Origin of the sequence: Streptomyces sp. NPDC047981, from assembly GCF_040653315.1 — a bacterium.
In the GTDB taxonomy this organism is placed as follows: Bacteria; Actinomycetota; Actinomycetes; order Streptomycetales; family Streptomycetaceae; genus Streptomyces.
The window spans coordinates 65230-88281 of record NZ_JBEZNQ010000014.1; the positions used below are offsets into that span (position 1 = coordinate 65230).

Genomic DNA, 23052 nt, shown 5'->3' on the forward strand with positions numbered 1-23052 from the left:
GTCGTGGAGCCTTTGAACGCGGAAGACCCGGTCAGCATCGGTCCGTTCCGTCTGCTCGGACGCCTGGGAGCCGGCGGGATGGGCCGGGTGTTCCTGGCGCGCTCGTCGGGCGGCCGGACGGTCGCGGTGAAGGTGGTGCACGCGGAGCTGGCGGCCCAGGACGAGTTCCGGCGCCGGTTCGCCCGCGAGGTCGCCGCCCTGGAGCGGGTCGGCGGCACGGGCACCACGCCGGTCCTCGGCTCGGACACGACAGCCCAGGCACCGTGGGTGGCCGTCGGCTACGTCCCCGGGCCCTCGCTGCGGACGGTGGTGGGCGAGGAGTTCGGGCCGCTGCCGCCCGCGACGGTGCGCACGCTGGCCGCAGGGGTCGCCCGCGCGCTCACCCATGTGCACTCCGCCGGTCTGGTCCACCGCGACCTCAAGCCGGGGAACGTGCTGCTGACCGTCGACGGGCCGCGCCTCATCGACTTCGGGATCGCGCGCGCCGTGGAGACCGTCACCGACGGCGGGCTGACCAGCACCGGCGCGCTCGTCGGCTCGCCCGGCTTCATGTCGCCCGAGCAGGTGCGCGGCGAGAAGCTCACCCCCGCGTCCGACATCTTCTGCCTGGGCTCGCTCCTCGTGTACGCGGCGACCGGCCGCTCCCCGTTCGGTACGGCGGACAGCGGCGTCCACGCCACGATGTTCCGCATCGCCCACGACGAGCCGGACCTGACGGACCTCCCGGCCGAGCTGAGCGGCCTGGTCCGGGCCTGCCTCGCCAAGGACCCGGCGCGCCGCCCGTCCGCCGAGGAACTCGTCGAGACGATCGCGGTGGCCGACCCGTGGCTGCCGGCGGACGTACTGGCCCGGCTCGGCCGGCACGCGGCCCGGATCCTGGAGGCGGAGGCGACCCCGACGGCCTTCACCGCGGCCCCGGGCGAGGACACTCCCGTACCGGCGGCGCCGAAGCCGCCGGGCGGGCGCCGGGGCCGTACCGCCCTGCTGGCGGCGGCCACCGCCCTCGTCGTGGCGGCCGCGGCCGGCCTCACGTACGCCTTCTGGCCCGACGGGGGCGCCGGGGCGGACGGGGGGAAGAACGGGGCCGGGGGCGAGACCGTGAGCGTGACCCCGAGCCCGGCCGGGATCGTGCCGGCCGCGTTCCTGGGCGCCTGGGAGGGCGTGCTGCGCGGCTCGGCGGACAGCCCGCGGGACGCGGCGCGGATCGAGATCAGCCAGGGCGCGGCGGGCGCGAAGGCCGCCGTGTACACGCGGGCTTCGGAGGAGCAGATGTGCATGGGCCGCTCGCGGCTCGTCTCCGCCGACGAGGACAAGGTGGTCCTCGGCGAGTCCGACGTCACCACCAGCGTCCCCTCCCAGCGGTGCACCCCGCTCGCCCACCAGACCCTGACGCTGCGCTCCCCCGACGTCCTGGAGTGGTCCTCGGGCGCGGCGAAGGCCACCTTCCGCAAGGCGCGCACGGGTACGGCGATGGTCCCCGCGGCCTTCGTCGGCTCCTGGAAGATGGAGAACGACCCGCTGATCTACGGCGAGAACGCCGACCGCTACAGCGACGAGGTCACCATCACCCAGGGCCCGATCGGCGCGCCCGTGCTGCGCACGCAGCGCAGCTTCCCCCGCCTGGACGACCAGGGGGCGCCGATGTCGGACAGCGTCACCTGCACCTTCACGTCCCTGCTCGCCTCCGCGGGCCCACCGCTCGTCATCGCCCCGGGCACGGCCGACCTGGACGCCTCGGACCGCGACTGCGAACGCGTGGGCACGGGCGGCTATGTGACGGTCGACCGGTTCAAGGGGCGGGAGCGACTGCTCGTGTACCCGATGCTGGACGGGGAGCCGGGCGAGTACTACCGGCGCTGAGCGGCGGGCTGGCCGGCAGGCGACCGGCGCGCTGACCGGCGGGCTGACGGGCGCGCTGACCGGTGCGCTGGCCGCAGGCTGACCGGTGCGCTGACCGGCGGGCTGACCGCCGTCAGACGCCGAGGAGCTGGAGGGCGGCCCGGGTGGCGTCGAGCAGGGGCTGCCCGATGCTGCCGGCCGCCTCCGCCACGGACCGGATCGCCCGCAGGGCGCTGCGCCGCGCTCCGTCCGGCACGCCGTCCCCGGCCTCAAGGGCAGGGCGGGCGTCGTCGAGGGCCTGCCACTCCTCGGGACCCAGGTCGCCCCGCAGCGCGTCCACCCGCGCCAGGACGGCCAGGAGCGCCTGTTCCACGGCGGGCGAGGCATGGTGGTGGACGATGCCCTGGTTCCCGGTGCCGCCGTTCATGTTCACGACGTCGCCGTAGAAGGTGTTGCTGTCTCCGGCCGTCACTTCGAGACCCCCGTGTTGTTCGTCCCGCCGTTCATGTTGACCGTGTCGCCGAAGGTGTAGTTCTTCGGGTTGATCGCCAGATGCTGCACCCGCATCCGGAACTCGGCGCCGGGGTTCTCGATCGCGTGGCTGATCTGGTGGAGCACCTCGCGGAGCGCCCCCGACTCCCTGGCGGTGAGCAGGGCGTACGCGGTTCCTGCGGTCCAGATGGTCAGCACGTGGTAGGTCCGCGAGAAGAGGACCGTGCAGAGCCTCACCAGCGCGTACGTCAGGAAACCGGCGGCGGAGTAGAGCACGATCCGCATGAGCTCGTTGTCGGAGGACGAGTCGGAATCGGCCGCCGAGCCGAGCAGGCCCACCGCGACCACGGTGAGCACCAATTGCAGCAGGAACTTGTTGAACGCCTCGTTCCGCCTGGGCCGGACCGTGTGGCCGTGGAGGCGGGTGATGTTGGCCAGCGGGTAGCAGGCCTCGCCCACCCACAGCAGCCGCTTGCTGACGCGGACGTCGACGACGCTCACGTCGTCGGACCGGCCGGGCGGAGCGCTGGACCGCCACGGGCCGGCCGGTGGTCCCGACGGCGGCGGCTCGGACGGCGGTGTCGGTGGGACGTGCGGGCCGGTCGTTTCCATGCTTCCCCCTGAGATGGAACCGTGCCTGAGTGGAAGCCCATTAAGAGGGTGGCGCGCCCTCTCCACAAGGCCGATTCCGGCCTTGCCGCACACATGGCCGAGGGCCCGCGCACCGGGTGACGGTGTGCGGGCCCTCGGGTGGGTCTTCCTAGAGGAAGGAGTTGATCTCGATCGTCTCGGTCCGGCCCGGGCCGACGCCGATCGCGGAGATCGGGGCGCCCGACATCTCCTCCAGGGCCTTCACGTACGCCTGCGCGTTCTTCGGCAGGTCGGCGAAGGTCTTGGCCTTGGTGATGTCCTCGGACCAGCCCGGCAGCATCTCGTAGATCGGCTTCGCGTGGTGGAAGTCCGTCTGCGAGTAGGGCAGCTCCTCGACGCGCTTGCCGTCGATCTCGTACGCGACGCAGACCGGGATCTGCTCCCAGCCCGTCAGCACGTCGAGCTTGGTGAGGAAGAAGTCGGTCAGGCCGTTGACCCGGGTCGCGTAGCGCGCGATGACCGCGTCGAACCAGCCGCAGCGACGGTCACGGCCGGTGGTGACACCGCGCTCGCCACCGATGCGGCGCAGCGCCTCGCCGTCCGCGTCGAAGAGCTCCGTCGGGAACGGGCCCGCGCCGACACGGGTCGTGTACGCCTTGAGGATGCCGATGACCCGGCTGATCTTCGTCGGGCCCACGCCGGCGCCGGTGCAGGCGCCGCCCGCGGTCGGGTTCGAGGAGGTGACGAAGGGGTACGTGCCGTGGTCGACGTCGAGCAGGGTGCCCTGGCCGCCCTCGAAGAGGACGACCTTGTCCTCGTCCAGCGCGTTGTTGAGGATGAGCGTGGTGTCCGCGACGTACGGCTTGATCTGCTCCGCGTACTGGAGCATCTCCTCGACGATCTGGGCGGCGTCGATCGCGCGGCGGTTGTACAGCTTGGCGAGGAGCTGGTTCTTGCCCTCGAGCGCCGCCTCCACCTTCTGGGTGAGGATCGACTCGTCGTACAGGTCCTGGACCCGGATGCCGACGCGGTTGATCTTGTCGGCGTAGGTCGGGCCGATGCCGCGGCCCGTCGTGCCGATCTTGCGCTTGCCGAGGAACCGTTCCGTCACCTTGTCGAGGGTGACGTTGTACGGGGTGATCAGGTGCGCGTTGCCGCTGATCAGGAGCTTCGACGTGTCGACGCCTCGCTCGTTCAGTCCGCTCAGCTCGGAGAGCAGGACAGCCGGGTCGACGACGACACCGTTCCCGATCACCGGGGTGCACCCCGGGGAGAGGATTCCGGAAGGGAGAAGATGCAGCGCGTACTTCTGGTCGCCTACGACGACCGTGTGGCCGGCGTTGTTGCCGCCCTGGTAGCGCACCACATAGTCAACGGATCCACCGAGGAGGTCGGTGGCCTTTCCCTTGCCCTCGTCACCCCACTGAGCACCGAGCAGCACAAGTGCGGGCACAGGCGTACACCCCTTCCGGGTGGGGCATGTCCAAGGTCAGGGGCCGAGGCCGCCTCACCGGTGTGCCCCGGAATAGACGAAGCCCCTGGCGCAATAGCGCAAGGGGCTCTTGCACAAAGATGCTACCCGAGGAAGGACCGAGGTGTCGGCTCACGACCAGCTGCTGGTGGTCATCGACCCGGTCGCCCGCCGAAGTGACGGCGAGTCCGTACGGATCGCGAAAGATGTGTTGTGTGCGGGGGCAGAGGCGAAAATCTGCCTGCCGGACAGCCCGGAGGAATTCTCCCGGGCCCTTGCCCGGCGCGGCTCTCGGCGCCCGGTGGTGCTCGGCGACGACCATGCGCTGCTACGCACCGTGACGTTCCTGCACCGCGAGCGTGAGCTCGCGGACGGAGCGCTGTCCCTGGTGCCGATCGGAGCGCCGGGCTCGCTGGAAGTGGCGTACGCCCTCGGCGTGCCGCGCGGCACGGTCGCGGCGGCGCGGTCGGTGCTCGACGGGGTGCCGCGCCGGCTCGACCTGCTGGTCGACGACAGCGACGGGGTCGTGCTCGGCGACCTCACCATCCCGGCCGGCCGCCCACCGGCACCGACCGTCCCCACCCCCGCCCCACCGACCGTCTGGAACACCTGCCGCTCCCTGGTCCGCACCCTGGTCCGGCCGACCCCGGCGCAGACCGCGCCGCGGGTCCACCGGCTGCGGGTGGAGGCGGACGGCGTGCTGCTCAGCGATGTGAACGCGCCGGTGGAGGGGGTGAGCGTACGGTCCCTCGCGGGCCTGGCCGCGATCACGGTGCGGCCCCCGTCGGCGCCCCCCGTCCACGCCGACGCCCGCACCCTGACGGTCTCGGGCCCCGACTTCCGCTACCGCGCGGACACCGTGGTCTCGGGCCCGGTCCGGAGGCGGACGTGGACGGTGCGGGAGGGGGCGTGGGGGCTGACGCTGCCGAAGGGCTGAGTCAGCCGGTCGCGCCGCCGGCGGCCTTGTAGGCCCGCCAGCGGTCCAGCATGCTCAGCATCTCCTTCTGGAGGAACTCGAAGAACTCCGCCGTCTCCGCCGTCCGGCGGCCCGCCGCCGTGTGCGGGCCGAGGATCTCGGAGCCGTCGCGGAGCACCTTCTCCCAGCGGGTCAGGATCGCGTCGCGGCGGGTGAGGGACTCGTACCAGACCTCGTTGTGGAGGACGTAGCGGTCGCGGCGCGAGCCGGGGTCGCGTTCGCGGCTGACCATGCCGACCTGGCTGAGGTAACGGATCGCGCCGGAGACGGCCGCCGGGCTGATCTGCAGGCGGTCGGCGAGTTCGGCCGAGGTCATCGACGCGCTCTCGGAGGACAGCAGGGCCGCGAAGACCCTGGAGGCCATGCGCTGCATGCCCGCCTCGGTGAGTTCGGCGGCGAAGCGCTCCACGAATCGGGACACGGCCGCGTCGTCGGCGGCGCCGGTGGTCGTCATCTCGCTCATCCCCCAACTTTATACGGTTCCTTAACTTCACAAATTTGTGAAACTAGCGTACGTTCTGAACCATGACGAAGGCAATCACGGTGGCCGGACTGCACAAGTCGTTCGGCCGCACCCACGCGCTGGACGGCCTCGACCTCACCGTCGAGACCGGCGAGGTCCACGGCTTCCTCGGCCCGAACGGCGCCGGCAAGTCGACCACCATCCGGGTCCTTCTCGGGCTGCTGCGCGCCGACTCCGGCGCCGCCCAGCTCCTCGGCAAGGACCCGTGGCGCGACGCCGTCGAGCTGCACCGCAGGATCGCCTACGTGCCCGGAGACGTGACGCTCTGGCGCAACCTCTCCGGCGGCGAGGTCATCGACCTCTACGGACGGCTGCGCGGCGGCCTCGACAAGGCCCGGCGGGCCGAGCTGGTCGAGCGGTTCGAGCTCGACCCGACCAAGAAGGGCCGGACCTACTCCAAGGGCAACCGGCAGAAGGTCGCCCTCGTCGCCGCCTTCGCCTCCGATGTCGACCTGCTCATCCTCGACGAGCCCACCAGCGGCCTCGACCCGCTGATGGAGGAGGTCTTCCAGCGCTGCGTCGAGGAGGAGCGGGAGCGCGGACGCACGATCCTGCTCTCCTCGCACATCCTCAGCGAGGTCGAGACCCTCTGCGACCGGGTCAGCATCATCCGCAAGGGGCAGACGGTGGAGAGCGGTTCGCTGGCCGAACTGCGCCACCTCACCCGGACGAGCGTCTCCGCCGAACTCGCCGGCGCGCCCGACGGGCTCGCCGACCTCCCCGGCGTCCACGACCTCGACATCCGGGGGCAGCGGGTGCGCCTGCAGGTCGACACCGACAAGCTCGACGCCGTACTGCGTTCGCTCACCGCGTCCGGTGTGCGCTCGCTGACCAGCACCCCGCCCACCCTGGAGGAGCTCTTCCTCCGCCACTACGCCACCGATGAGGCGAACGCGCGATGAGCACCCTGAGCCTCGCGGGCACCCGCCCGCTCACCCGCCTCGCGCTCCGCCGCGACCGGCTGATGCTGCCGATCTGGGTCCTCGTGACCGGCGGGATGGTCGCCAGTGGCGTCGGCTCCCTGGAGGGGCTGTACGGGACGCAGGCGCAACGCACCGAGCTGGCCGCGTCGATGACCGCCAACAGCTCGATGCGCTCGCTCTACGGACCGGTGTTCGGCGACTCCCTCGGCGGGCTCGTGGCCTGGCGCTTCGGCACCTTCGCCGCCGTGCTCGCCGCCGTCATGAGCCTGATCGTCGTCGTACGGCACACCAGGGAAGAGGAGGAGACGGGGCGTCAGGAGATGCTCTCCTCCGCCGTGGTGGGCCGCCGCGCCCCGCTGACCGCCGCACTGCTCGCGGCGCTCGTCGCCAACGCTGGCGTCGCGCTCGTCATCACGGCGGGGCTCGCGGGGCAGGGCGCGGGCGGGGCGCTCGCGCTCGGCCTCGCGGTGGGCGGCACGGGCATGCTGTTCGCCACCATGGCGGCGATCGTCGCCCAGCTGACGGAGAGCGCGCGGCTCGCGAAGGGCATGACCTCCGCCGTCCTCGGTCTCGCCTTCGTGCTGCGGGCGGCCGGTGACGCGGGGGACGCGTCCGGCGGCTCCGCGCTGACCTGGCTCTCCCCGATCGGCTGGGCGGAGAACGTGCGCGCCTTCGCCGGCGAACGCTGGTGGGTGCTGCTGCTGATCGCCGCGGCCGTGGTCGTCCAGACGGCGGTGGCCTACGGGCTCGCCGAACGGCGTGACGTGGGCATGAGCTTCCTGCCGACCCGCCCGGGACCGGCGGAGGGCCGGCTCGCCACGGCCGGCGCGCTCGCCTGGCGGCTGCAGCGCGGGACCGTGCTCGGCTGGTCGCTCGGCTTCCTGCTCGGCGGGCTGGTCTTCGGCGGGATGGTCGAGGGGGCCGCCGACATCGTCGGCGACAACGAGCGGGCGCGGGAGATCTTCGAGCGGATGGGCGGTCAGAGCGGTCTGACCAACGCGTTCCTCGCCACGATGATCGGCATGTTCGGGATGATCGCCGCGCTGTACGCGGTCGGCTCGGTGCTGCGGCCGCACGGCGAGGAGACCTCGGGCCGGGCGGAGCCGATCCTGGCCAACGCGGTCGGACGGATCGCCTGGGCGGCCGGCCACCTGGTGATCGCCTTCGCGGGCGCGGCCCTGATCATGCTCCTGAGCGGCCTCGGCCTGTACCTCACGTACGGCAAGGACCTCGGCCCGATCCTGGGCGCCTCGCTGGCCCAGCTCCCCGCGATCTGGACCCTGGCGGGTCTCGCGGTCCTGCTGTGGGGCGCGTTCCCGAAGGCGGCCGTGGCGGGGTGGGGCGTGGCGGGCCTGTGCCTGGCGCTCGGCTGGATCGGCCCGGCGCTCGACCTGCCCCAGTCGGTGCTGAACCTCTCGCCCTTCGGGCACCTGGCGAAGCTGCCGGGCCAGGAGATGGCCTGGGGGCCGGTCCTCGCCCTGACGGCGGTCGCGGCGGCCCTGACGGCGGCGGGCCTGTGGCGGCTGCGGCAGCGGGACCTGATCACCGCGTGACCGTACGAACGTGAGAGCGCGTGCGCGAGGGCCCCGGCGAAGGGGCCCTCGCGCATGTCACAGCTCCACCAGCAGCTCCGGAACACCCCTGATGACGTACCCCGGATTCCACTCGGGTTGCGCCGCGAGGCGCAGGGTCGGGGCCTGCCGCAGCACCTCCGCGAAGAGGGTCGTCAGCTCGAGGCGGGCCAGCGGGGCGCCCAGGCAGTAGTGGATGCCCGCGCCGAACGTGATGTGCGGGTTCTCCGTACGGGACAGGTCCAGGACGTCCGGGTCGGCGAACCGGGCCGGGTCGCGGTTGGCGGAGCCGAAGAGCAGCGCGACCTCGGAGCCGCGCGGGATCGTGACGTCACCGACCTCGATGTCGTCGAGGACCCAGCGCTCGAACATCTGCAGCGGCGTGTCGTAGCGGAGGATCTCCTCCACAGCTGTGGACAACAGTCCGGCCGGGTCCGCGCGGAGCGCCGCCAGCTGCTCCGGATGGCGCAGGAGGGTCCACCAGCCGTTCACGGTCGTGTTCACGGTCGCCTCGTGGCCCGCGTTCAGGAGCAGCACGCACGTGGAGACCACCTCCTGCTCGGTGAGCTCCTCCACCCCCACGAGGGCCGAGATCAGGTCCTCCCCCGGCGCCTTCCGGCGGCGCGCGATCAGCTCCCGCAGATACGCGGAGAAGTCCAGCGAGGCCCGGACCGCCCGGCGCGCCGTCTCCTCCGACGGGTTCAGCTCGAACATCCCGCAGATGTCGGCCGACCACGGCCGCAGCATCCGCCGCTCCTCGTCCTCCTCGGGCACTCCCAGCATCTCGGCGATCACCGCGACGGGCAGGGGCTCGGCGACATCGGCGAGGAGGTCTCCACCGCCCTGTTCGACCAGTCCGGCGACCAGCCCGGACGCCAGCCGCCGTACCGTCGGCGCCAGGTTCTCGACCGTGCGCGGGGTGAACGCCTTCGACACCAGGCGCCGGATCCGGGTGTGGTCGGCCGCCTCCAGGTCGAGCAGCCCGTGGTCGTTGAGCGTGTGGAACGGCTCGTGCGCGGCGGGCGGGGCGGTGCGCCCGAACTCCTCGTGCGTGAAGCGGTGCGTGTACGTGCGGCCCAGGCGCCGGTCGCGCAGCAGCGCCGACACGTCCTCGTAGTGCGGGATCAGCCACTGCCGGGTCGGCCCGTACCAGTGCGCCCGGCCGGCCGCGCGCAGCTCGGCGTAGGCGGGGTACGGGTCCGCGATGAAGTCCGGCGACCAGGGGTCGAAGGGAGCGTCCATGGACGGAACCTACCCGCCGGCCCCCGGCGCCGGACCCCCGCGGGTCCGCCGTACCGCGGGACCGCCGGACCCGCGCCCGACCGCCCCGCCGCCCCACCGGACCCCCGGACCCCCGCGGTGGCCCTACCCGCCCACCTGCACGAGCCTCGCCTCGTAGGCGAAGACCGCCGCCTGCGTGCGGTCGCGCAGCCCCAGCTTCACCAGGATCCGGCTCACATGCGTCTTGATCGTCGACTCGGCGACGACCAGATGGTCGGCGATCTCCGCGTTCGACAGGCCCTGCGCGATCAGCACCAGGACCTCGGTCTCCCGCTCGGTCAACTCCCCCACCTGCGACAGCGCCGCCACCTTCGGCGTCTCGGCCGCCTTCGCGAACTCGGTGATGAGCCGCTTGGTCACGGTCGGCGCGAGCAGCGCCTCGCCGGCCGCCACCACCCGCACCCCGTCGGCGAGCTGCCGGGCGGAGGCGTCCTTCAGGAGGAAGCCCGAGGCACCGGCGCGCAGCGCCTGGTACACGTACTCGTCGAGGTCGAAGGTGGTCAGGACCAGCACCTTCGCGTCGGCGTCCGCCGCGACGATCTCGCGGGTCGCCTCGATGCCGTTCAGCTCCGGCATGCGGATGTCCATCAGGACGACGTCCGGGCGCAGGGCCGCGACCTGGGCGATCGCCTCGCGTCCGTTGACGGCCTCGCCGACCACCTCGATGTCCGGCATCGCGCCGAGCAGCACCGAGAAGCCCTCGCGGACCATCATCTGGTCGTCGACGATCAGTACCCGGATCACTGGTCCGACTCCTCACGGCTCACGGGGAGGAACACGGCGACCTCGAAGCCGCCGTCCTCGTCCGGTTCGGCCGTCATCTCACCGTTCAGCATCGTCACCCGCTCGCGCATCCCGGTGAGCCCGTGACCGGCCCCGGGGGAAGGCTTGACGAGTCCCCTCGCCGGCCCGTTGACGATCCGCAGACCGAGGCCGCCGAGGACGTAACTCACCTCCACCTTCGCCGCCGCGCCCGGCGCGTGCCGCAGCACGTTGGACAGCGCCTCCTGGATGATCCGGTACGCCGACAGCTCCACGCCCTGCGGCAGCTCCCGGACCGCGCCGGTGACGGTCTTCTCGACGTCGAGCCCGGCCTCGCGGACGTTGCCGACGAGCCCGTCGAGCTCGGCGAGGGTGGGCTGCGGGGCGTCGGGGGCCTCGTAGTCCTCCGCCCGTACGACCCCGAGGACGCGGCGCAGCTCGGTCAGGGCGGCCACCGCGTTCTCGCGGATGGTGACGAAGGCCTGCTCCAGCTCCGGCGGCGGGTTCTCGACCCGGTACGGCGCGGCCTCGGCCTGGATGGCGACCACCGACATGTGGTGGGCGACCACGTCGTGGAGCTCGCGGGCGATGGTGGTGCGCTCTTCGAGGAGGGTCCGCTTGGAGCGCTCCACGGCCGTCACCGTCTGCTGCGCGGTCACGGTCTTCTCGGCCTCGCGGCGTACCTGCAGGACGGTCACGAAGAGCAGCGCGAGGGCGGAGGGGAAGAGGACCGACAGGGCGTTGTCGCTGCCGCCCCTGAGCGTGGTGGCGAAGAACGCGTACGCGAGGGTCACCACCCACATCCAGGCGCCGGTGCGGGGCCGGGTGCGGGCGGCCACCACCGTCATCACCACGACCTGGGCGATGCCCGAGGTCGGGCCCCACGGCCAGCCGTAGCCGTACTCGGCGAGGAAGGAGACGAAGGGGGTGAAGGCCAGCGCCGCCCAGAACGCGAGCACCGGACGCACCAGCGTCAGCAGCACGGCCGCGGCCGGCATCCCGGCGAACACGAGGGCGAACACCCCGCTGCCGGGTCCGAGGTCCATCCCCATCGCGAAGACGAAGAGCGCGCACGCACCCACGATCGCGTGGGGGGTCCAGCGGACCTTGCTGCGTATCCGCTCGGGCAGGCGCCGGGTCAGCGGCCCGTCGACCGCCATCGGGGGCAGCGGCCGGTAGTCGAAGGCGTTGTGGAAGAGGTCCTGGCGCAGCCCGCCGAGCGCGCCCTGGGCCAGGCGGAACTCGGGGCTGCGGCTCGTTTCACGGGTGTCTGTCACGCCCTTCACGGTACGGGGGGCCACGGACGCGGTCGTCACCATGACGGCGGATCCTCCCGCGTCCGTCCCAAGTACTACGCGTGCGTGCTCCCGGCCCCGCCTGCTCAGAACGCGAGCTGGGCGATCTCCTCCGCCACGATCGCGCAGGCGTCGGCGGCCGGGTCGATCAGGGGGAAGTGGCCGACGTCCGGGAGGAGCGTGAGGCCGACGGTCTCGCCCGCCTTCGCGGCCGCCTCGACGTAGGCGTCGGCGACCTCCTGGGGGACGACGATGTCGTCGCAGCCCTGGACGACCGCCGTCGCGATCCCGGTCGGCAGCAGCAGGGCCGGGTCGGCGTGCCGGGCGCGTACGTCGAACTCGCCCTCGCCGCCCAGGAGTTCGGTCACCGCTCCGCCGCAGACGCCGAGCTCCACGGCCCGGTCGAAGTGCGCGATGGGGGCGAGGGCCACCACGCCGCGCAGCGCGGGCGGCGTGGGAAGCCGCCAGGGGGCGTCGGGGGCGAGGACGTGGCGGGCCGCCGCCCAGAGGGCGAGGTGGCCGCCGGCGGAGTGGCCGGTGAGGACGATCCGGCGCGGGTCGGCCTGCGGCAGGTGCTCGGCCGCCAGCCTCGGTACGGCGTCCAGGGCGGCGGCCACGTCGTCGAAGGTCTCCGGCCAGCGTCCCGCCACCGGTCCCGTACCGCCCTGACGGGGGATGGTGCCGCCGCGCCGGTACTCGACGTTGGCGACGGCGAAGCCCCGGCGGGCCAGGAAGTCCACGAACGGGGTGAGGTGCTGCCGGTCGTACGGAGCCCGCCAGGCACCGCCGTGCAGCGCGACGACGAGCGGCGCCCGCTGCCGGCCGTCGCGCGGCGCGTAGAAGTCGACGACCTGGTCGGGGTGATCGCCGTACGCTGCGGAGGCGTCCGGGGCGACGGCCGGGTGCGAGAACGCCGACGCTTCTTCGGCGGCGTCGCGCGCGGCGGGGTCCGGCATGCTGTTCCAACCTCTCGGGGACGGGGCCGAATCGGCCTGACCTGCGGGGACCGTATCAGCACTGACGCCCCCACAGATCAAGCGATGATCGGACCGTCCGACCTCAGACGGCGGGCACCTCCGCCGCCGCCTCGGCAGGTACGTCCACCAGCACTTCCGCCAGGATCCGCGCCGCCCGCTCCGCGTCCGCGAAGCCGACGTACAGCGGCGTGAAGCCGAACCGGAGCACGTCCGGGCGGCGCAGATCGCCCACCACCCCGCGCCTGATCAGCTCCGCCATGACGGCCGGCGCCTCGGCGCACCGCAGCGCGACCTGGCTGCCGCGCTCGGCGTGCGCGCCGGGCGTGAGGGACGTGACGCGACCGGCCGGGACGTACGCCGCGACGCACTCCTCGAAGAAGTCCGTCAGGGCGAGGGACTTGGCCCGTACGTCCTCGACGGCGACCCCGTCCCAGACGTCGAGCGCCGACTCCAGGGCCAGCATCGACAGGATGTCGGGCGTGCCGACCCGGCCGCGCACCGCGCCCTCGGCCGCCGCGTAGCCCGGGGTCATCCCGAACGGGTCGGCGTGCGAGTTCCAGCCGGGCAGCGGGGAGTCGAAGGCCGCCTGGTGCCGCTCGGCGACGTACAGGTACGCGGGCGAACCGGGGCCGCCGTTGAGGTACTTGTACGTGCAGCCGACCGCCAGGTCGACCCCGTGCTCCTCCAGGCCGACGGGCAGCGCGCCCGCGCTGTGGCACAGGTCCCAGACGGCGAGGGCGCCCGCCGCGTGCTGCGCGGCCGTGATCCCGGGCAGGTCGTGGAGGCGACCCGTCCGGTAGTCGACGTGGTTGACGAGCGCGGCGGCCGTGCGCGGACCCGCCGCGGCCGCGATCTCCTCGGGGGCGACCGGCACGATCCGGCGGCCGGTCATCCGGGCCGCCGACTCCGCGATGTACCCGTCCGTGGGAAACGTCGTCGCGTCGACGAGGATCTCGTCCCGGTCGTCGGTGCTCAGCCGGGTGGCCGCGACGACCGCCTTGAAGACGTTCACGCTGGTCGAGTCGCCGACCACGATCCGGCCGGGGGAGGCGCCGACCAGCGGGGCGATGCGGTCGCCGATCCGCTCGGGCGCGGTCCACCAGCCGCTCTCGTCCCAGGAGCGGATGCGCATACGGCCCCACTCGCGGGTGATGACGTCGGCCATCCGGTCGGGCACGTGCGCGGGCAGGGCGCCCAGCGAGTTGCCGTCGAGGTAGACGGTCTCCTCGTCGAGGACGAACTTCTCGCGGAGCTTGGCCAGGGGGTCGTGGGCGTCCCGGAGCAGCGCGTTCTCGCGCAAGGACTCAGACATGGCTGCGCGCCGTCCACAGCTCGGGGAAGACGTTCTTCTGCGCCCGCTTCTCCAGCCAGGCCACGCCCGCGGAGCCGCCGGTGCCGGTCTTGGAGCCCATGGCCCGCCGGGTGGCGACGAGGTGGTCGTTGCGCCAGCGCCAGACCAGTTCGGCGACGTCGCTCAGCGCCTCGCCCAGCCGGACGAGTTCGGTGTTCTGGTCGGTGTCGGCGTATATCCCGGCCCAGATCTCCTCGATCTGGGGGGACGGCTCGTACTTCTTCGCCAGGTCGCGGTCGAGCACGTCCTGCGGTACGGGCAGCCCGCGCCGGGCGAGGAGCCGGAGGACCTCGTCGTACAGGCTGGGCTCCTGGAGCGCCTTCTCCAGCTCGGCGTGGACCCGGGGCGCACCGCGGTGCGGCACCAGCATCGACGCGGACTTCTCGCCGAGCAGGAACTCCATGCGCCGGTACATCGCCGACTGGAAGCCGGAGCCCTCGCCGAGGGCCGCGCGGTAGGAGTTGAACTGCGCGGGGGTGAGCTGGGCCAGCGGGCGCCAGGAGTGGTTCAGGGCCTCCAGCTCGCGCACGGAGCGCTTGAGCGCGTCCATCGCGACGGGGATGCTGTCCTCGCGCAGCGCGCGGCTCGCGGTCTCCCACTCGTGCACGATGACGGTGAACCACAGCTCCATGACCTGGGTCGTGACCAGGAAGACCATCTCGCCCGGGTCGTCGGAGCGGAGGTGCTGGAGGTGGGTGAGTACGTCCGCCTGTACGTAGTCCTCGTACGGCGTCGTGCCCGCGAAGTCGAGGTTCGGTGCGTCGACCGATCCGGCTCCGGAGGCATCGGGGAAGGTGGACATTTCTGTCTCCTCGATACGCAACTACCGGGTAGCGGTCCGCTCCTTCCGTGAGTGAAAGTGGAGCCCCGGTCCCCTCGGGCCCGCCCGCCTCGTCGCGCGCGGTCCCATGCGCATCATGGCACGATCGGGCCCTCTATGTAGCTCCCGTCTTCGTCATACGGATACGCGTTCGAAAGACAGCCCTTGAGGCCCTTGATCTGCTGCATCATCACCGGCGCGAGCTTCCCGGGACCCGGGCAGGTCATGTGCGTCCGGATGCCTATCTCGTGCCCGACCTCGTGGTTGATGATCAGATGCCGGTACTCGGCGGGGGTGCCGGTGAACGTCGGCGAGCCCAGCACCCAGCGCCTCAGGTTCACCACGACGCCCTGCGTCGTCTCGCAGTTCAGCTCCCCGTGGGTGTTGAGGCCCACGGCGAGACAGAGCCGGTCGGCGGTGGCCGGGGTGGCGATCCGGATGACGAAGTCGGCGTCCTCGGTGACCAGCTGGAACCTGCCCCGGCCGTGCGCGGCCCAGCCGCGCGGGTGGGCCAGGATCCGCTCGATCTCGGCGGCCGCCTCGGCGGCGGAGATGTCCAGGCCGTCCTCGACCTGCACGCGGTAGCGGCGCAGGGTGCCCCCCGTGCCGACGGCCTTGCCGGACGTCCCGGCGCTGGCGAAGGTACCGGGGCCGCTCGCCGGCACCGTCGTCTTCTTGGGCTTGGGCTTCGGCGTCGGCTTGGCCGTGGTCCGCGCCGGCGTCGGCGTGGTGGCCTTGGGGGTGGTGGGGGCCGCCGTGGTCGGCTCGTGCGTCGTCGGGGCGGCGGCGCGGGGGTCGGCGGCGCCGGAGTCCGTGCCGGTGTAGTGCGCGAGGGCGGCGCCCCCACCGAGGGCGAGGGTGACGAGCGCGAGGGTCGGCAGGACGAGGCGGCCCAGGGGGCTGCGGCGGCGTCGGCGACTCTGGCGGCGTCCCCGGCTCGCGGGTGCGGCGGCGCGCTTGCCCAAGACAGACTTCTCCCCTGCGTCGGCCGGTTGGGGGGAAGAGGGTGGGGCCTCTGCGCCGGCTGCTCTCGGTACAACGGTCCGAAGGATCGTACCGGCCCCTTCGAACAGCCTCGAACGCATCGCGCCGCGCGACCCAGGGGGGCGCGCGGCGCGTCGTGCGTACGGAACGGGTCAGCCGAGGGTCTCGGCCGCCGTCTGAGAGGAGTCCCGCAGGAACGTCGAGCAGCGCTCGTACTCGTCCTTCTCGCCGATCTCCCCGGCCGCCCGCGCCAGCGCGTGCAGGGCCCGCAGGAAGCCGCGGTTCGGCTCGTGCTCCCACGGCACCGGGCCGTGGCCCTTCCAGCCGCTGCGCCGCAGCGCGTCCAGGCCCCGGTGGTAGCCGGTACGGGCGTAGGCGTACGACTCGACGACGCGACCGCCCTCGAACGCCTCGTCGGCGAGCTGGGCCCAGGCCAGCGACGACGTCGGGTACTTCGCGGCGACGTCCGCGGGCGCCGTGCCGGCCGCGAGCAGCTCGCGCGGCTCCGGGTCGTCGGGCAGGTGGGTGGGGGGCGGTCCCCCCAGCAGGTTCTCGTGGATGGCCATGGGGCAAGTCTGCCTCAGCGCGGCGTCATCGCTCGCGCTCGGTCTTCTGCTCCCCCGGGTCCAGCGGGGGCGAGGTGACCCCGCAGTGGACCTTGCACTCGGGGTGGCAGTCCGCCTCGGCGGCCGGTTTCCGCACGGTCGCCCAGGCCAGGACCGCGCCCGCCACCATCAGCCCGGCGCATATCGGCATCGCCCGCCGGAAGGTCTCCCCGAACTCCTCCGCCGAGCGGTACGCCTCCGGGCCCATCCCGGCGAGCGCCGGCAGCGCCGCCACCGCCAGAAGACCGGCGGCCCGGGCCGCCGCGTTGTTGATCCCGCTGGCCAGGCCCGCCCGCGCCACGTCCACCGAGGCGAGGACGGTCGCGGTCAGCGGGGCCACCAGGACGGTCAGGCCGAGACCGAGCACGGCCATGGCCGGCAGCACGTCCTCGACGTACGAGGCGTCCTCACCGACCCGCAGCATCAGGACCATCCCGACCGCGCACAGCAGCGGCCCCACGGTCAGCGGGATCCTGGGCCCGATCTTCTCGCCCAGCTCGCCCGACTTCGCCGACAGGAGCAGCATCAGGATCGTCGTCGGCAGCATGGCCGTGCCCGCCGCGAGCGCCGAGTAGCCGGAGACCACCTGGAGCTGGAGGGCGGCCAGGAAGAAGAAGCCGCCGAGCGCCGCGTACACGCACAGGGTCACCAGGTTGACCACGGTGAACTGGCGCGACGCGAAGATCGACGGCGGCACCATCGGCTCCTCCCGGCGCCGCTCCAGGACGACGAACGCCGCCCCGACCACGATCCCGAGCCCGCCGGCCCACCAGGCCTCGGCGATCAGCGCGTACGTCACCAGGGCGAGCGCGGCGGCCCCCAGGAAGGCGCCGAGCACGTCGAAGCGGCCGTGGGCCGACTCGTCGCGCGACTCGGGCACATGCCGCAGCGCGACCGGCACGCACAGCACGGCCAGCGGCACGTTGAGCAGGAACACCCACCGCCAGCCGGGACCGTCGACCAGCCAGCCCCCGACGAACGGCCCGATCGCCGCGCCGACCCCGCCGAAACCGGACCAGAGCCCGACGGCCTTGGCCCGGTCGTCCGGGTGGAAGCTCGCCTGGATCAGCGCGAGCGAACCGGGGGTGAGCAGCGCGCCGCCGACGCCCTGGAGGGCGCGGGCGGCGATCAGGACCCCCGCGTTGGGCGCGAGCCCGCACAGCAGCGAGGCGGCGGCGAACCACACGATCCCGATGACGAACACCCGCCGTCGCCCGTACCGGTCCCCCAGCGCCCCGCCGAGCAGGATCAGCCCGGCGAGGGTGAGCATGTAGGCGTTGACGGTCCACTGGAGGACGGCCATGTCGGCGTCGAGGTCCTCGCCGATGTGGGGCAGGGCGACGTTGACGACGGTGGAGTCGAGCAGCGCCATCCCCGAACCGAGCACGGTGGTGAAGACGATCCACCGCCCGGTGCGGGAGCTCAGCCGGATGTCCATGCCTGCCATGGTCCTCGCGGGGACGGACCTGTGCACGTCAGGTCGTGCGGAGCCGGTTCACCGCCCGGATCAGCGCGTCCACGCCCCGCTCCGCCTTCTTGCGCGGGCAGCCGACGTTCAGCCGGACGAAGCCGGGTTGACCGTAGACGCTGCCCGGCATGATCGCGACCCTCTCGGTCTCCACCAGGTCGAGCTGCAGCGCGGTGTCGTCGATGCCGAGCGGGCGCAGGTCGATCCAGGCCAGGTAGCCCGCCTGCGGGGGTGTCCAGGTCACGCCCGGCAGGCCCTGGGTGAGCCGCTCCTCCAGGAGCCGCATGGTGCCGGCCACGTACGTCCGCAGCTGGTCCAGCCAGGGGCCACCGTGCCGGTACGCGGCGATGTGGGCGGTCAGCGAGAGGACGGCCGGGGAGGCGAGGCCCTCGCCGGTCTCCATGCGGCGGATGAACGCGGTCCGCTCGCCCGGGTCGCCGACGATCCCGTACGAGCCGCTCAGCGCCGGGAAGTTGAAGGCCTTGGTCCCGGAGGTGATCAGCGCCCAGCGGCGGACCGCCGAGGTCTCGGCGAAGCGGCTGAAGGGCAGATGGCGGTGGCCGTCCGCCACGAGGTCCGCGTGGATCTCGTCGCTGATGACGGCGACCCCGTGGCGCTCGGCGAGCCGCGTGAACTCCGCAAGCTCCTCCTCCCGCCACACCCGTCCCGTCGGGTTGTGCGGCGAGCAGAGCAGCAGCAGTCGGCTGTCCGGCCGCGCCAGCTCCGCGTCCAGCGCCGCGAGGTCGCCGACCGGTACGCCCCGCAGCTCGCGCCCGAGGCCGGTCACGGCCTTGCGGAAGCCGTCGTACGTCGGGGTGTGCACGACCACGCCGTCGCCGGGCTCGGTCCACATCTGGAGCAGCTGCGAGAGCTGGCTGAGGACGGACGGCGCGTAGACGAGCGTCTCGATGTCGATCGCGGTGTCGTGCCGGGTCGCGTACCAGTCGCGTATCGCCCCGCGGAACTCGCCGAGCCGCCAGTCGGTGTAGCCGAACACCCCGTGCTCGACCCGCTCCTTCAGGGCGCTCAGCACCTCCGGCGGGGAGGCGAAGTCCATGTCGGAGATGGTGAAGGGGAGCAGGTCGGAGACGCCGAAGCGGTCCGCGATGCCGTCCCACTGGACCGACCAGGTGCCCTGCCGGCCTATCTCACGGTCGAAGTCGTACGTCGTCGTCACTCGGACCTCCCTGGGGACGCGAAGGGGCCCGACACCGCGGGGTGCCGGGCCCTTCGTCAACGGATCGAACCCGCCGTGCTTACTTCAGCTTCGTGCCGGTCGAGCGCAGCGCGGCGCACGCCTCGGCCACGCGGCCGGCCATGCCGGCCTCGGCGAGCTTGCCCCAGGTGCGCGGGTCGTAGGTGGACTTCTTGCCGACCTCGCCGTCGACCTTCAGGACGCCGTCGTAGTTGCGGAACATGTGGTCCACGACCGGACGCGTGAAGGCGTACTGGGTGTCGGTGTCGAGGTTCATCTTCACGACGCCGTTCTCCAGCGCGGTGGCGATCTCCTCGGCGGTGGAGCCGGAGCCGCCGTGGAAGACGAAGTCGAACGGGTTGGCCTTGCCGAAGCGCTCGGCGACGCCCGCCTGGAGGTCCTTGAGCAGCTCGGGGCGGAGGACGACGTTGCCCGGCTTGTAGACGCCGTGCACGTTGCCGAAGGAGGCGGCGAGCAGGTAGCGGCCCTTCTCGCCCAGGCCCAGGGCCTCGGCGGTGCGGATCGCGTCGTCGACGGTGGTGTACAGCTCGTCGTTGATCTCGTGGCTGACGCCGTCCTCCTCGCCACCGGTCGGGGTGATCTCGACCTCGAGGATGATCTTGGCGGCGGCGGCCTTGGCGAGCAGCTCCTGGCCGATGGCCAGGTTGTCGGCGAGGGTCTCGGCGGAGCCGTCCCACATGTGCGACTGGAAGAGCGGGTTCTGACCGGCCTTGACGCGCTCGGCGGAGATGTCGAGCAGCGGGCGGACGTAGCCGTCCAGCTTGTCCTTCGGGCAGTGGTCGGTGTGCAGCGCGACCGTGATGTCGTACTTGGCGGCGACGATGTGCGCGAACTCGGCCAGGGCGACGGCGCCCGTGACCATGTCCTTGTTGTGCTGGCCGCCCAGGAACTCGGCGCCACCGGTCGAGATCTGGATGATGCCGTCGCTCTCGGCCTCCGCGAAGCCGCGCAGCGCGGCGTGCAGGGTCTGGGAGGAGGTCACGTTGATGGCCGGGTAGGCGAACTTGCCTGCCTTCGCCCGGTCGAGCATCTCGTTGTAGACCTCGGGGGTTGCGATGGGCATTCGTCCGCTCCTTGTGATGTGCGGGTGGGTGCGTTACTTGACCCTGACCTGGGGCGACGTCATCGTCGGGGCCCATCTTTCCAGACTCTTGTGCGGACACCGAGACGTGCGGGGCGGAGCGTTTCACGTGAAACACTCCGCCCCGCCCAAAGCCCCAGGTCAGAGACGCCGACGGGACGTCCCGGGACCTAAGTCACGACTTCGCCTCGGTCACTCTGCGTCGATCAGGCGAGACCCAGCTCGTCCAGCGCGAAGGCGTAGAGGTACGGCACGCCCGCGGTGGTGCTGATCTTCTCGCCGGCGCCCGTCGCCCGGTCCACGATCGTGGCGACCGCGACGACCTCGGCACCGGCCGCGCGGGCCGCCTCGACGGCGGTCAGCGGGGAGCCGCCGGTGGTGGAGGTGTCCTCGACGATCAGGACCCGGCGGCCCTTGATGTCCGGGCCCTCGACCTGGCGCTGCATCCCGTGCGCCTTGGCGGCCTTGCGGACGACGAAGGCGTCCAGGCGCTTCCCCTGGGCGGCGGAGGCGTGCAGCATCGCCGTCGCGACCGGGTCGGCGCCGAGCGTCAGGCCGCCCACCGCGTCGAACTCCAGCTCTGCGGTCAGGTCGAGCATGACCTGACCGACGAGCGGGGAGGCGGCGCCGTCCAGCGTGATCCGGCGCAGGTCGACGTAGTAGTCGGCCTCCAGACCCGAGGAGAGGGTCACCTTGCCGTGCACCACGGCCTTGTCCTTGATCTGCTGGAGCAGGTCAGCGCGTACGTCAGTCATGCTCACGAGCTTAGGGCCTCCCCTTCGGCCGTCCGTTCTCCCCTTCGGCCCGGGATTCCCCCAGGGCCTTTCGTCAGAGCCGTCGCCAGGCGAAGGTGGCCGCGATCTCCAGCGGCTCGATCGGGGTCACGTACCGCGGGAGCGTGTTCAGGCCGTTCGGCGGGCCGGACTGCGGCTCCACACAGACCGCCGCCTCCTGCTCGTCGTAGATCACGACCCAGGGGGCGCGGCTTGTCACCTTCAGCTCCAGCTGCTCCGGCCAGGTGAGCGTGACGTCGACGCCGTCCGGCATCCCGAAGCAGTCGTCCCAGGGGCCAGGGGTGGGGCCGATCCGCCGCCCGGTGGGGAGGTGGTCCTCGCCGCGCTCCTCCTGCCAGTCGGGCGTGAAGTCGACACGGGCCGGCGCGCCGCCGTCGAGGGTCCGGTTGAACCACGGGTGCCAGCCGGCCTGCGCCGGGAAGGAGGCGTCGTACGTCTCCACCCCGAGCTGCAGCGTGAGCGCGTCCTCGGTGAGCGCGAAGGTCTGGGTGACCCGGCCGGTGTACGGCCACGGGTCCCCTAGCTCGAAGGTGAACGCCGCCGTGCGCGCCCCGTCGGCGTCCGCGGTCCTGGCCGTCTTCCAGACGCTGTCGCGGCCGGTGCCGTGGATCGCGTGCGGCGGGGAGTTGAGGGGCATCTGGTGCTTCACTCCGCCGTCGCGGAACTGGCCCAGCTCGATCCGTCCGCACCAGGGCACCATCGGGAAGCATCCGTACCGCTCGCCCTGGCGCAGCAGCTCCGTGCCGCCGATGCGCAGGCTCTCGATCCGGCAGCCGTTGTCGGGGTTGATGGTCAACTCGGCGTCGCCCGCCGTCAGTCGCGTCTGCTTGCTCACGCCCCGACAGTAGACGGGGTTCAGCGCTTGCGGCGCAGCGCCCGGCCGACGACGACCGCCGAGGCGATGGCGAGGGCGGCGGCGGGGGCGATCCACCGCAGCGTGGCGCCGGCCGTACTGGTCTCCGGGGCGGGGACGGGGGCGTACCGGCCCCGCGGCGGCGCGTGGTCGACCTCTTCGGCGCTTCGCCCGATCATCGTCCGCCGGGCGTGCGCGGCCTCGGCGGCCGGGGGTTCGGCGGGGTACTCGACGGGCGCGTCGCCGTCCTCGAATTCGCCGCCCTGGAAGGGGTCCAGGGACGGCGGGGGGACGGGCGTCTCGAAGACGGACGGCGCCGAGGACTCGGGCCGGCGGGGCTCCTCGACGCCGTCGTCGACCCCGTCGCTGTCACTGTCGGCCTCGTCGTCGAGGTCGGCGTGGGTGTCGGCATCGGCATCGGCGTCCGTGTCCGCGTCCGCGTCCGCGTCGGTGTCGCGGCCGGTGTCGGTCGGCGAAGCCGGGGCGGGGGCTGCGGAAGCCACCTCCGCCTCCCCGGCGCTCTCCTTCGTCGCGCCGCCACCGTTCTCCGCGGCGGCGGCCAGCGCGGTCGTGAACTTCTCGATCAGCCGCTGGGCCGCCGATTCCCGCGCCTCCTCCGGGAGGTCGGCGAGCCGGCCCTCGGGCTTCACGGTGCCCGTGAAGGTGAGCGTCGTCCCGTCGGCCACCGGGGTGAGCCCGATCGACAGGGAGAGCCGCACCGTGCCCTTGCCGCGGACCTCGGTGCCCTGGCCCTCGACGGCGACGAGCCCGCGCTTCTCGGCCAGGCGCAGCACGCCCTGGTAGGTGATCGTGTGGCCGCCGGCCCGGATCCTCAGCCGGCCCGCGAGCGGGCCCGCCTCCGCGTCGGCGTCCTGCTGGAGGCCGGGGACGCAGCGCGCCACCCGTGCGGGGTCCGTCAGGGTCTCGCGGAGAACCTCGGCCGGTACCGGAACGAACACCTCATGCTCCATGGAAGCCGAGCCTACTCAGCCCGGGCCCCGCCGTCGCCTGTTCGCCCCGGTCCCGCGCCCTGGTCCGCGCCCCGGCCCCGCCCACCGGTCCGCCCCCGGCCCCGCCCCCCGGACACGTCCGCCGGTCCGCGCCCTGGGTCCCGCGCCCCGGTCCGCGCCCCGGCCCCGCGCCCCGGCCACGTCGAGGTCCGCCGTGGCGGCCGGCTGC

General features: G+C 72.8%; 22 protein-coding genes. 4 read left to right on the top strand and 18 right to left on the bottom strand.

Features of this window, described 5'->3' with window-relative positions:
- Positions 1 to 3: 3 nt before the first annotated feature.
- Positions 4 to 1860 (top strand): serine/threonine-protein kinase, encoded by a 1857-nt coding sequence (locus AB0E14_RS11355; RefSeq protein WP_362414972.1) that lies wholly within the window; start codon positions 4 to 6, stop codon positions 1858 to 1860.
- A 112-nt stretch (positions 1861 to 1972) separates the two neighbouring features.
- On the opposite strand, the gene AB0E14_RS11360 is transcribed toward AB0E14_RS11355, so the two are convergent.
- From AB0E14_RS11360 to AB0E14_RS11370, 3 genes are all read right to left on the bottom strand, one after another.
- Positions 1973 to 2311: a hypothetical protein gene (locus tag AB0E14_RS11360; protein WP_362414974.1), complete on the bottom strand. Its 339-nt coding sequence runs from the start codon at positions 2309 to 2311 to the stop codon at positions 1973 to 1975.
- Positions 2308 to 2943 carry a DUF6232 family protein gene (locus tag AB0E14_RS11365; protein ID WP_362414976.1) on the bottom strand — a complete coding sequence of 212 codons (636 nt, stop codon included), beginning with the start codon at positions 2941 to 2943 and terminating at the stop codon, positions 2308 to 2310. The genes AB0E14_RS11360 and AB0E14_RS11365 overlap by 4 nt, the downstream gene beginning before the upstream one ends.
- A 148-nt stretch (positions 2944 to 3091) precedes the next feature.
- Positions 3092 to 4375, bottom strand: a complete 1284-nt coding sequence (locus AB0E14_RS11370; protein WP_041129953.1) for an adenylosuccinate synthase — start codon at positions 4373 to 4375, stop codon at positions 3092 to 3094.
- A gap of 142 nt (positions 4376 to 4517) precedes the next feature.
- Here AB0E14_RS11370 and AB0E14_RS11375 point away from each other — a divergent pair, with 142 nt between their 5' ends.
- A complete protein-coding gene (locus tag AB0E14_RS11375; RefSeq protein ID WP_362414979.1) occupies positions 4518 to 5330 on the top strand; it encodes a diacylglycerol kinase in 813 nt (270 codons plus the stop codon).
- 1 nt (position 5331) lies between these two features.
- On the opposite strand, the gene AB0E14_RS11380 is transcribed toward AB0E14_RS11375, so the two are convergent.
- Positions 5332 to 5832: a MarR family transcriptional regulator gene (locus AB0E14_RS11380; protein ID WP_362414981.1), complete on the bottom strand. Its 501-nt coding sequence runs from the start codon at positions 5830 to 5832 to the stop codon at positions 5332 to 5334.
- Positions 5833 to 5894: 62 nt separating this feature from the next.
- Between AB0E14_RS11380 and AB0E14_RS11385 the strand changes: the two genes are divergently transcribed.
- Together AB0E14_RS11385 and AB0E14_RS11390 are read left to right on the top strand one after the other, a co-directional pair.
- The gene (locus tag AB0E14_RS11385) at positions 5895 to 6794 is read left to right on the top strand and encodes an ABC transporter ATP-binding protein (RefSeq protein WP_362414983.1); all 900 of its coding nucleotides are present in this window, start codon (positions 5895 to 5897) and stop codon (positions 6792 to 6794) included.
- Positions 6791 to 8368 carry an ABC transporter permease gene (locus AB0E14_RS11390; protein ID WP_362414985.1) on the top strand — a complete coding sequence of 526 codons (1578 nt, stop codon included), beginning with the start codon at positions 6791 to 6793 and terminating at the stop codon, positions 8366 to 8368. The genes AB0E14_RS11385 and AB0E14_RS11390 overlap by 4 nt, the downstream gene beginning before the upstream one ends.
- Before the next feature lie 57 nt (positions 8369 to 8425).
- Here AB0E14_RS11390 and AB0E14_RS11395 read toward each other — a convergent pair whose 3' ends face one another.
- From AB0E14_RS11395 to AB0E14_RS11460, 14 genes are all read right to left on the bottom strand, one after another.
- On the bottom strand, positions 8426 to 9628 hold the full coding sequence (locus tag AB0E14_RS11395; protein ID WP_362414987.1) for a cytochrome P450: 1203 nt from the start codon (positions 9626 to 9628) through the stop codon (positions 8426 to 8428).
- Between the two features lie 123 nt (positions 9629 to 9751).
- Complete coding sequence (locus tag AB0E14_RS11400) at positions 9752 to 10411, bottom strand: response regulator transcription factor (protein ID WP_362414990.1); 660 nt, start codon at positions 10409 to 10411, stop codon at positions 9752 to 9754.
- Entirely contained in the window at positions 10408 to 11715 is a 1308-nt protein-coding gene (locus AB0E14_RS11405; RefSeq protein ID WP_362415100.1) for a histidine kinase, read from the bottom strand. Before AB0E14_RS11405 ends, AB0E14_RS11400 begins: the two co-directional genes overlap by 4 nt.
- A 95-nt stretch (positions 11716 to 11810) precedes the next feature.
- Positions 11811 to 12680, bottom strand: coding sequence for an alpha/beta hydrolase (locus AB0E14_RS11410; protein WP_362414992.1), 870 nt, complete (start codon positions 12678 to 12680; stop codon positions 11811 to 11813).
- Between the two features lie 103 nt (positions 12681 to 12783).
- On the bottom strand, positions 12784 to 14013 hold the full coding sequence (kynU, locus tag AB0E14_RS11415) for a kynureninase (protein ID WP_362414994.1): 1230 nt from the start codon (positions 14011 to 14013) through the stop codon (positions 12784 to 12786).
- Complete coding sequence (locus AB0E14_RS11420) at positions 14006 to 14854, bottom strand: tryptophan 2,3-dioxygenase family protein (RefSeq protein ID WP_362414996.1); 849 nt, start codon at positions 14852 to 14854, stop codon at positions 14006 to 14008. The genes kynU and AB0E14_RS11420 overlap by 8 nt, the downstream gene beginning before the upstream one ends.
- A gap of 113 nt (positions 14855 to 14967) precedes the next feature.
- On the bottom strand, positions 14968 to 15837 hold the full coding sequence (locus AB0E14_RS11425) for a DUF3152 domain-containing protein (RefSeq protein ID WP_362414998.1): 870 nt from the start codon (positions 15835 to 15837) through the stop codon (positions 14968 to 14970).
- A gap of 171 nt (positions 15838 to 16008) precedes the next feature.
- A complete protein-coding gene (locus AB0E14_RS11430; protein ID WP_362415000.1) occupies positions 16009 to 16422 on the bottom strand; it encodes a DUF3151 domain-containing protein in 414 nt (137 codons plus the stop codon).
- 25 nt (positions 16423 to 16447) lie between these two features.
- Entirely contained in the window at positions 16448 to 17899 is a 1452-nt protein-coding gene (locus AB0E14_RS11435; protein WP_362415002.1) for an MFS transporter, read from the bottom strand.
- A 37-nt stretch (positions 17900 to 17936) separates the two neighbouring features.
- Positions 17937 to 19106 carry a MalY/PatB family protein gene (locus AB0E14_RS11440; protein ID WP_362415005.1) on the bottom strand — a complete coding sequence of 390 codons (1170 nt, stop codon included), beginning with the start codon at positions 19104 to 19106 and terminating at the stop codon, positions 17937 to 17939.
- Between the two features lie 79 nt (positions 19107 to 19185).
- Positions 19186 to 20208: a class II fructose-bisphosphate aldolase gene (fbaA, locus tag AB0E14_RS11445; RefSeq protein WP_362415007.1), complete on the bottom strand. Its 1023-nt coding sequence runs from the start codon at positions 20206 to 20208 to the stop codon at positions 19186 to 19188.
- A gap of 224 nt (positions 20209 to 20432) precedes the next feature.
- Entirely contained in the window at positions 20433 to 20981 is a 549-nt protein-coding gene (pyrE, locus tag AB0E14_RS11450) for an orotate phosphoribosyltransferase (protein WP_362415009.1), read from the bottom strand.
- A gap of 73 nt (positions 20982 to 21054) precedes the next feature.
- Entirely contained in the window at positions 21055 to 21855 is an 801-nt protein-coding gene (locus tag AB0E14_RS11455; RefSeq protein ID WP_362415011.1) for an aldose 1-epimerase, read from the bottom strand.
- A gap of 20 nt (positions 21856 to 21875) precedes the next feature.
- Positions 21876 to 22844 (bottom strand): SRPBCC family protein, encoded by a 969-nt coding sequence (locus AB0E14_RS11460; protein WP_362415013.1) that lies wholly within the window; start codon positions 22842 to 22844, stop codon positions 21876 to 21878.
- Between the last annotated feature and the right edge of the window lie 208 nt (positions 22845 to 23052).

Bases quoted from the DNA above. Each gene is read 5' to 3' on its own strand.
- AB0E14_RS11460 (WP_362415013.1), bottom strand. From the start codon at position 22,844: ATGGAGCATGAGGTGTTCGTTCCGGTACCGGCCGAGGTTCTCCGCGAG.
- kynU (WP_362414994.1), bottom strand. From the start codon at position 14,013: ATGTCTGAGTCCTTGCGCGAGAACGCGCTGCTCCGGGACGCCCACGAC.
- AB0E14_RS11390 (WP_362414985.1), top strand. From the start codon at position 6,791: ATGAGCACCCTGAGCCTCGCGGGCACCCGCCCGCTCACCCGCCTCGCG.
- AB0E14_RS11430 (WP_362415000.1), bottom strand. From the start codon at position 16,422: ATGGCCATCCACGAGAACCTGCTGGGGGGACCGCCCCCCACCCACCTG.
- AB0E14_RS11365 (WP_362414976.1), bottom strand. From the start codon at position 2,943: ATGGAAACGACCGGCCCGCACGTCCCACCGACACCGCCGTCCGAGCCG.
- AB0E14_RS11435 (WP_362415002.1), bottom strand. From the start codon at position 17,899: ATGGACATCCGGCTGAGCTCCCGCACCGGGCGGTGGATCGTCTTCACC.
- AB0E14_RS11385 (WP_362414983.1), top strand. From the start codon at position 5,895: ATGACGAAGGCAATCACGGTGGCCGGACTGCACAAGTCGTTCGGCCGC.
- AB0E14_RS11395 (WP_362414987.1), bottom strand. From the start codon at position 9,628: ATGGACGCTCCCTTCGACCCCTGGTCGCCGGACTTCATCGCGGACCCG.
- AB0E14_RS11380 (WP_362414981.1), bottom strand. From the start codon at position 5,832: ATGAGCGAGATGACGACCACCGGCGCCGCCGACGACGCGGCCGTGTCC.
- fbaA (WP_362415007.1), bottom strand. From the start codon at position 20,208: ATGCCCATCGCAACCCCCGAGGTCTACAACGAGATGCTCGACCGGGCG.
- AB0E14_RS11410 (WP_362414992.1), bottom strand. From the start codon at position 12,680: ATGCCGGACCCCGCCGCGCGCGACGCCGCCGAAGAAGCGTCGGCGTTC.
- pyrE (WP_362415009.1), bottom strand. From the start codon at position 20,981: ATGACTGACGTACGCGCTGACCTGCTCCAGCAGATCAAGGACAAGGCC.
- AB0E14_RS11420 (WP_362414996.1), bottom strand. From the start codon at position 14,854: ATGTCCACCTTCCCCGATGCCTCCGGAGCCGGATCGGTCGACGCACCG.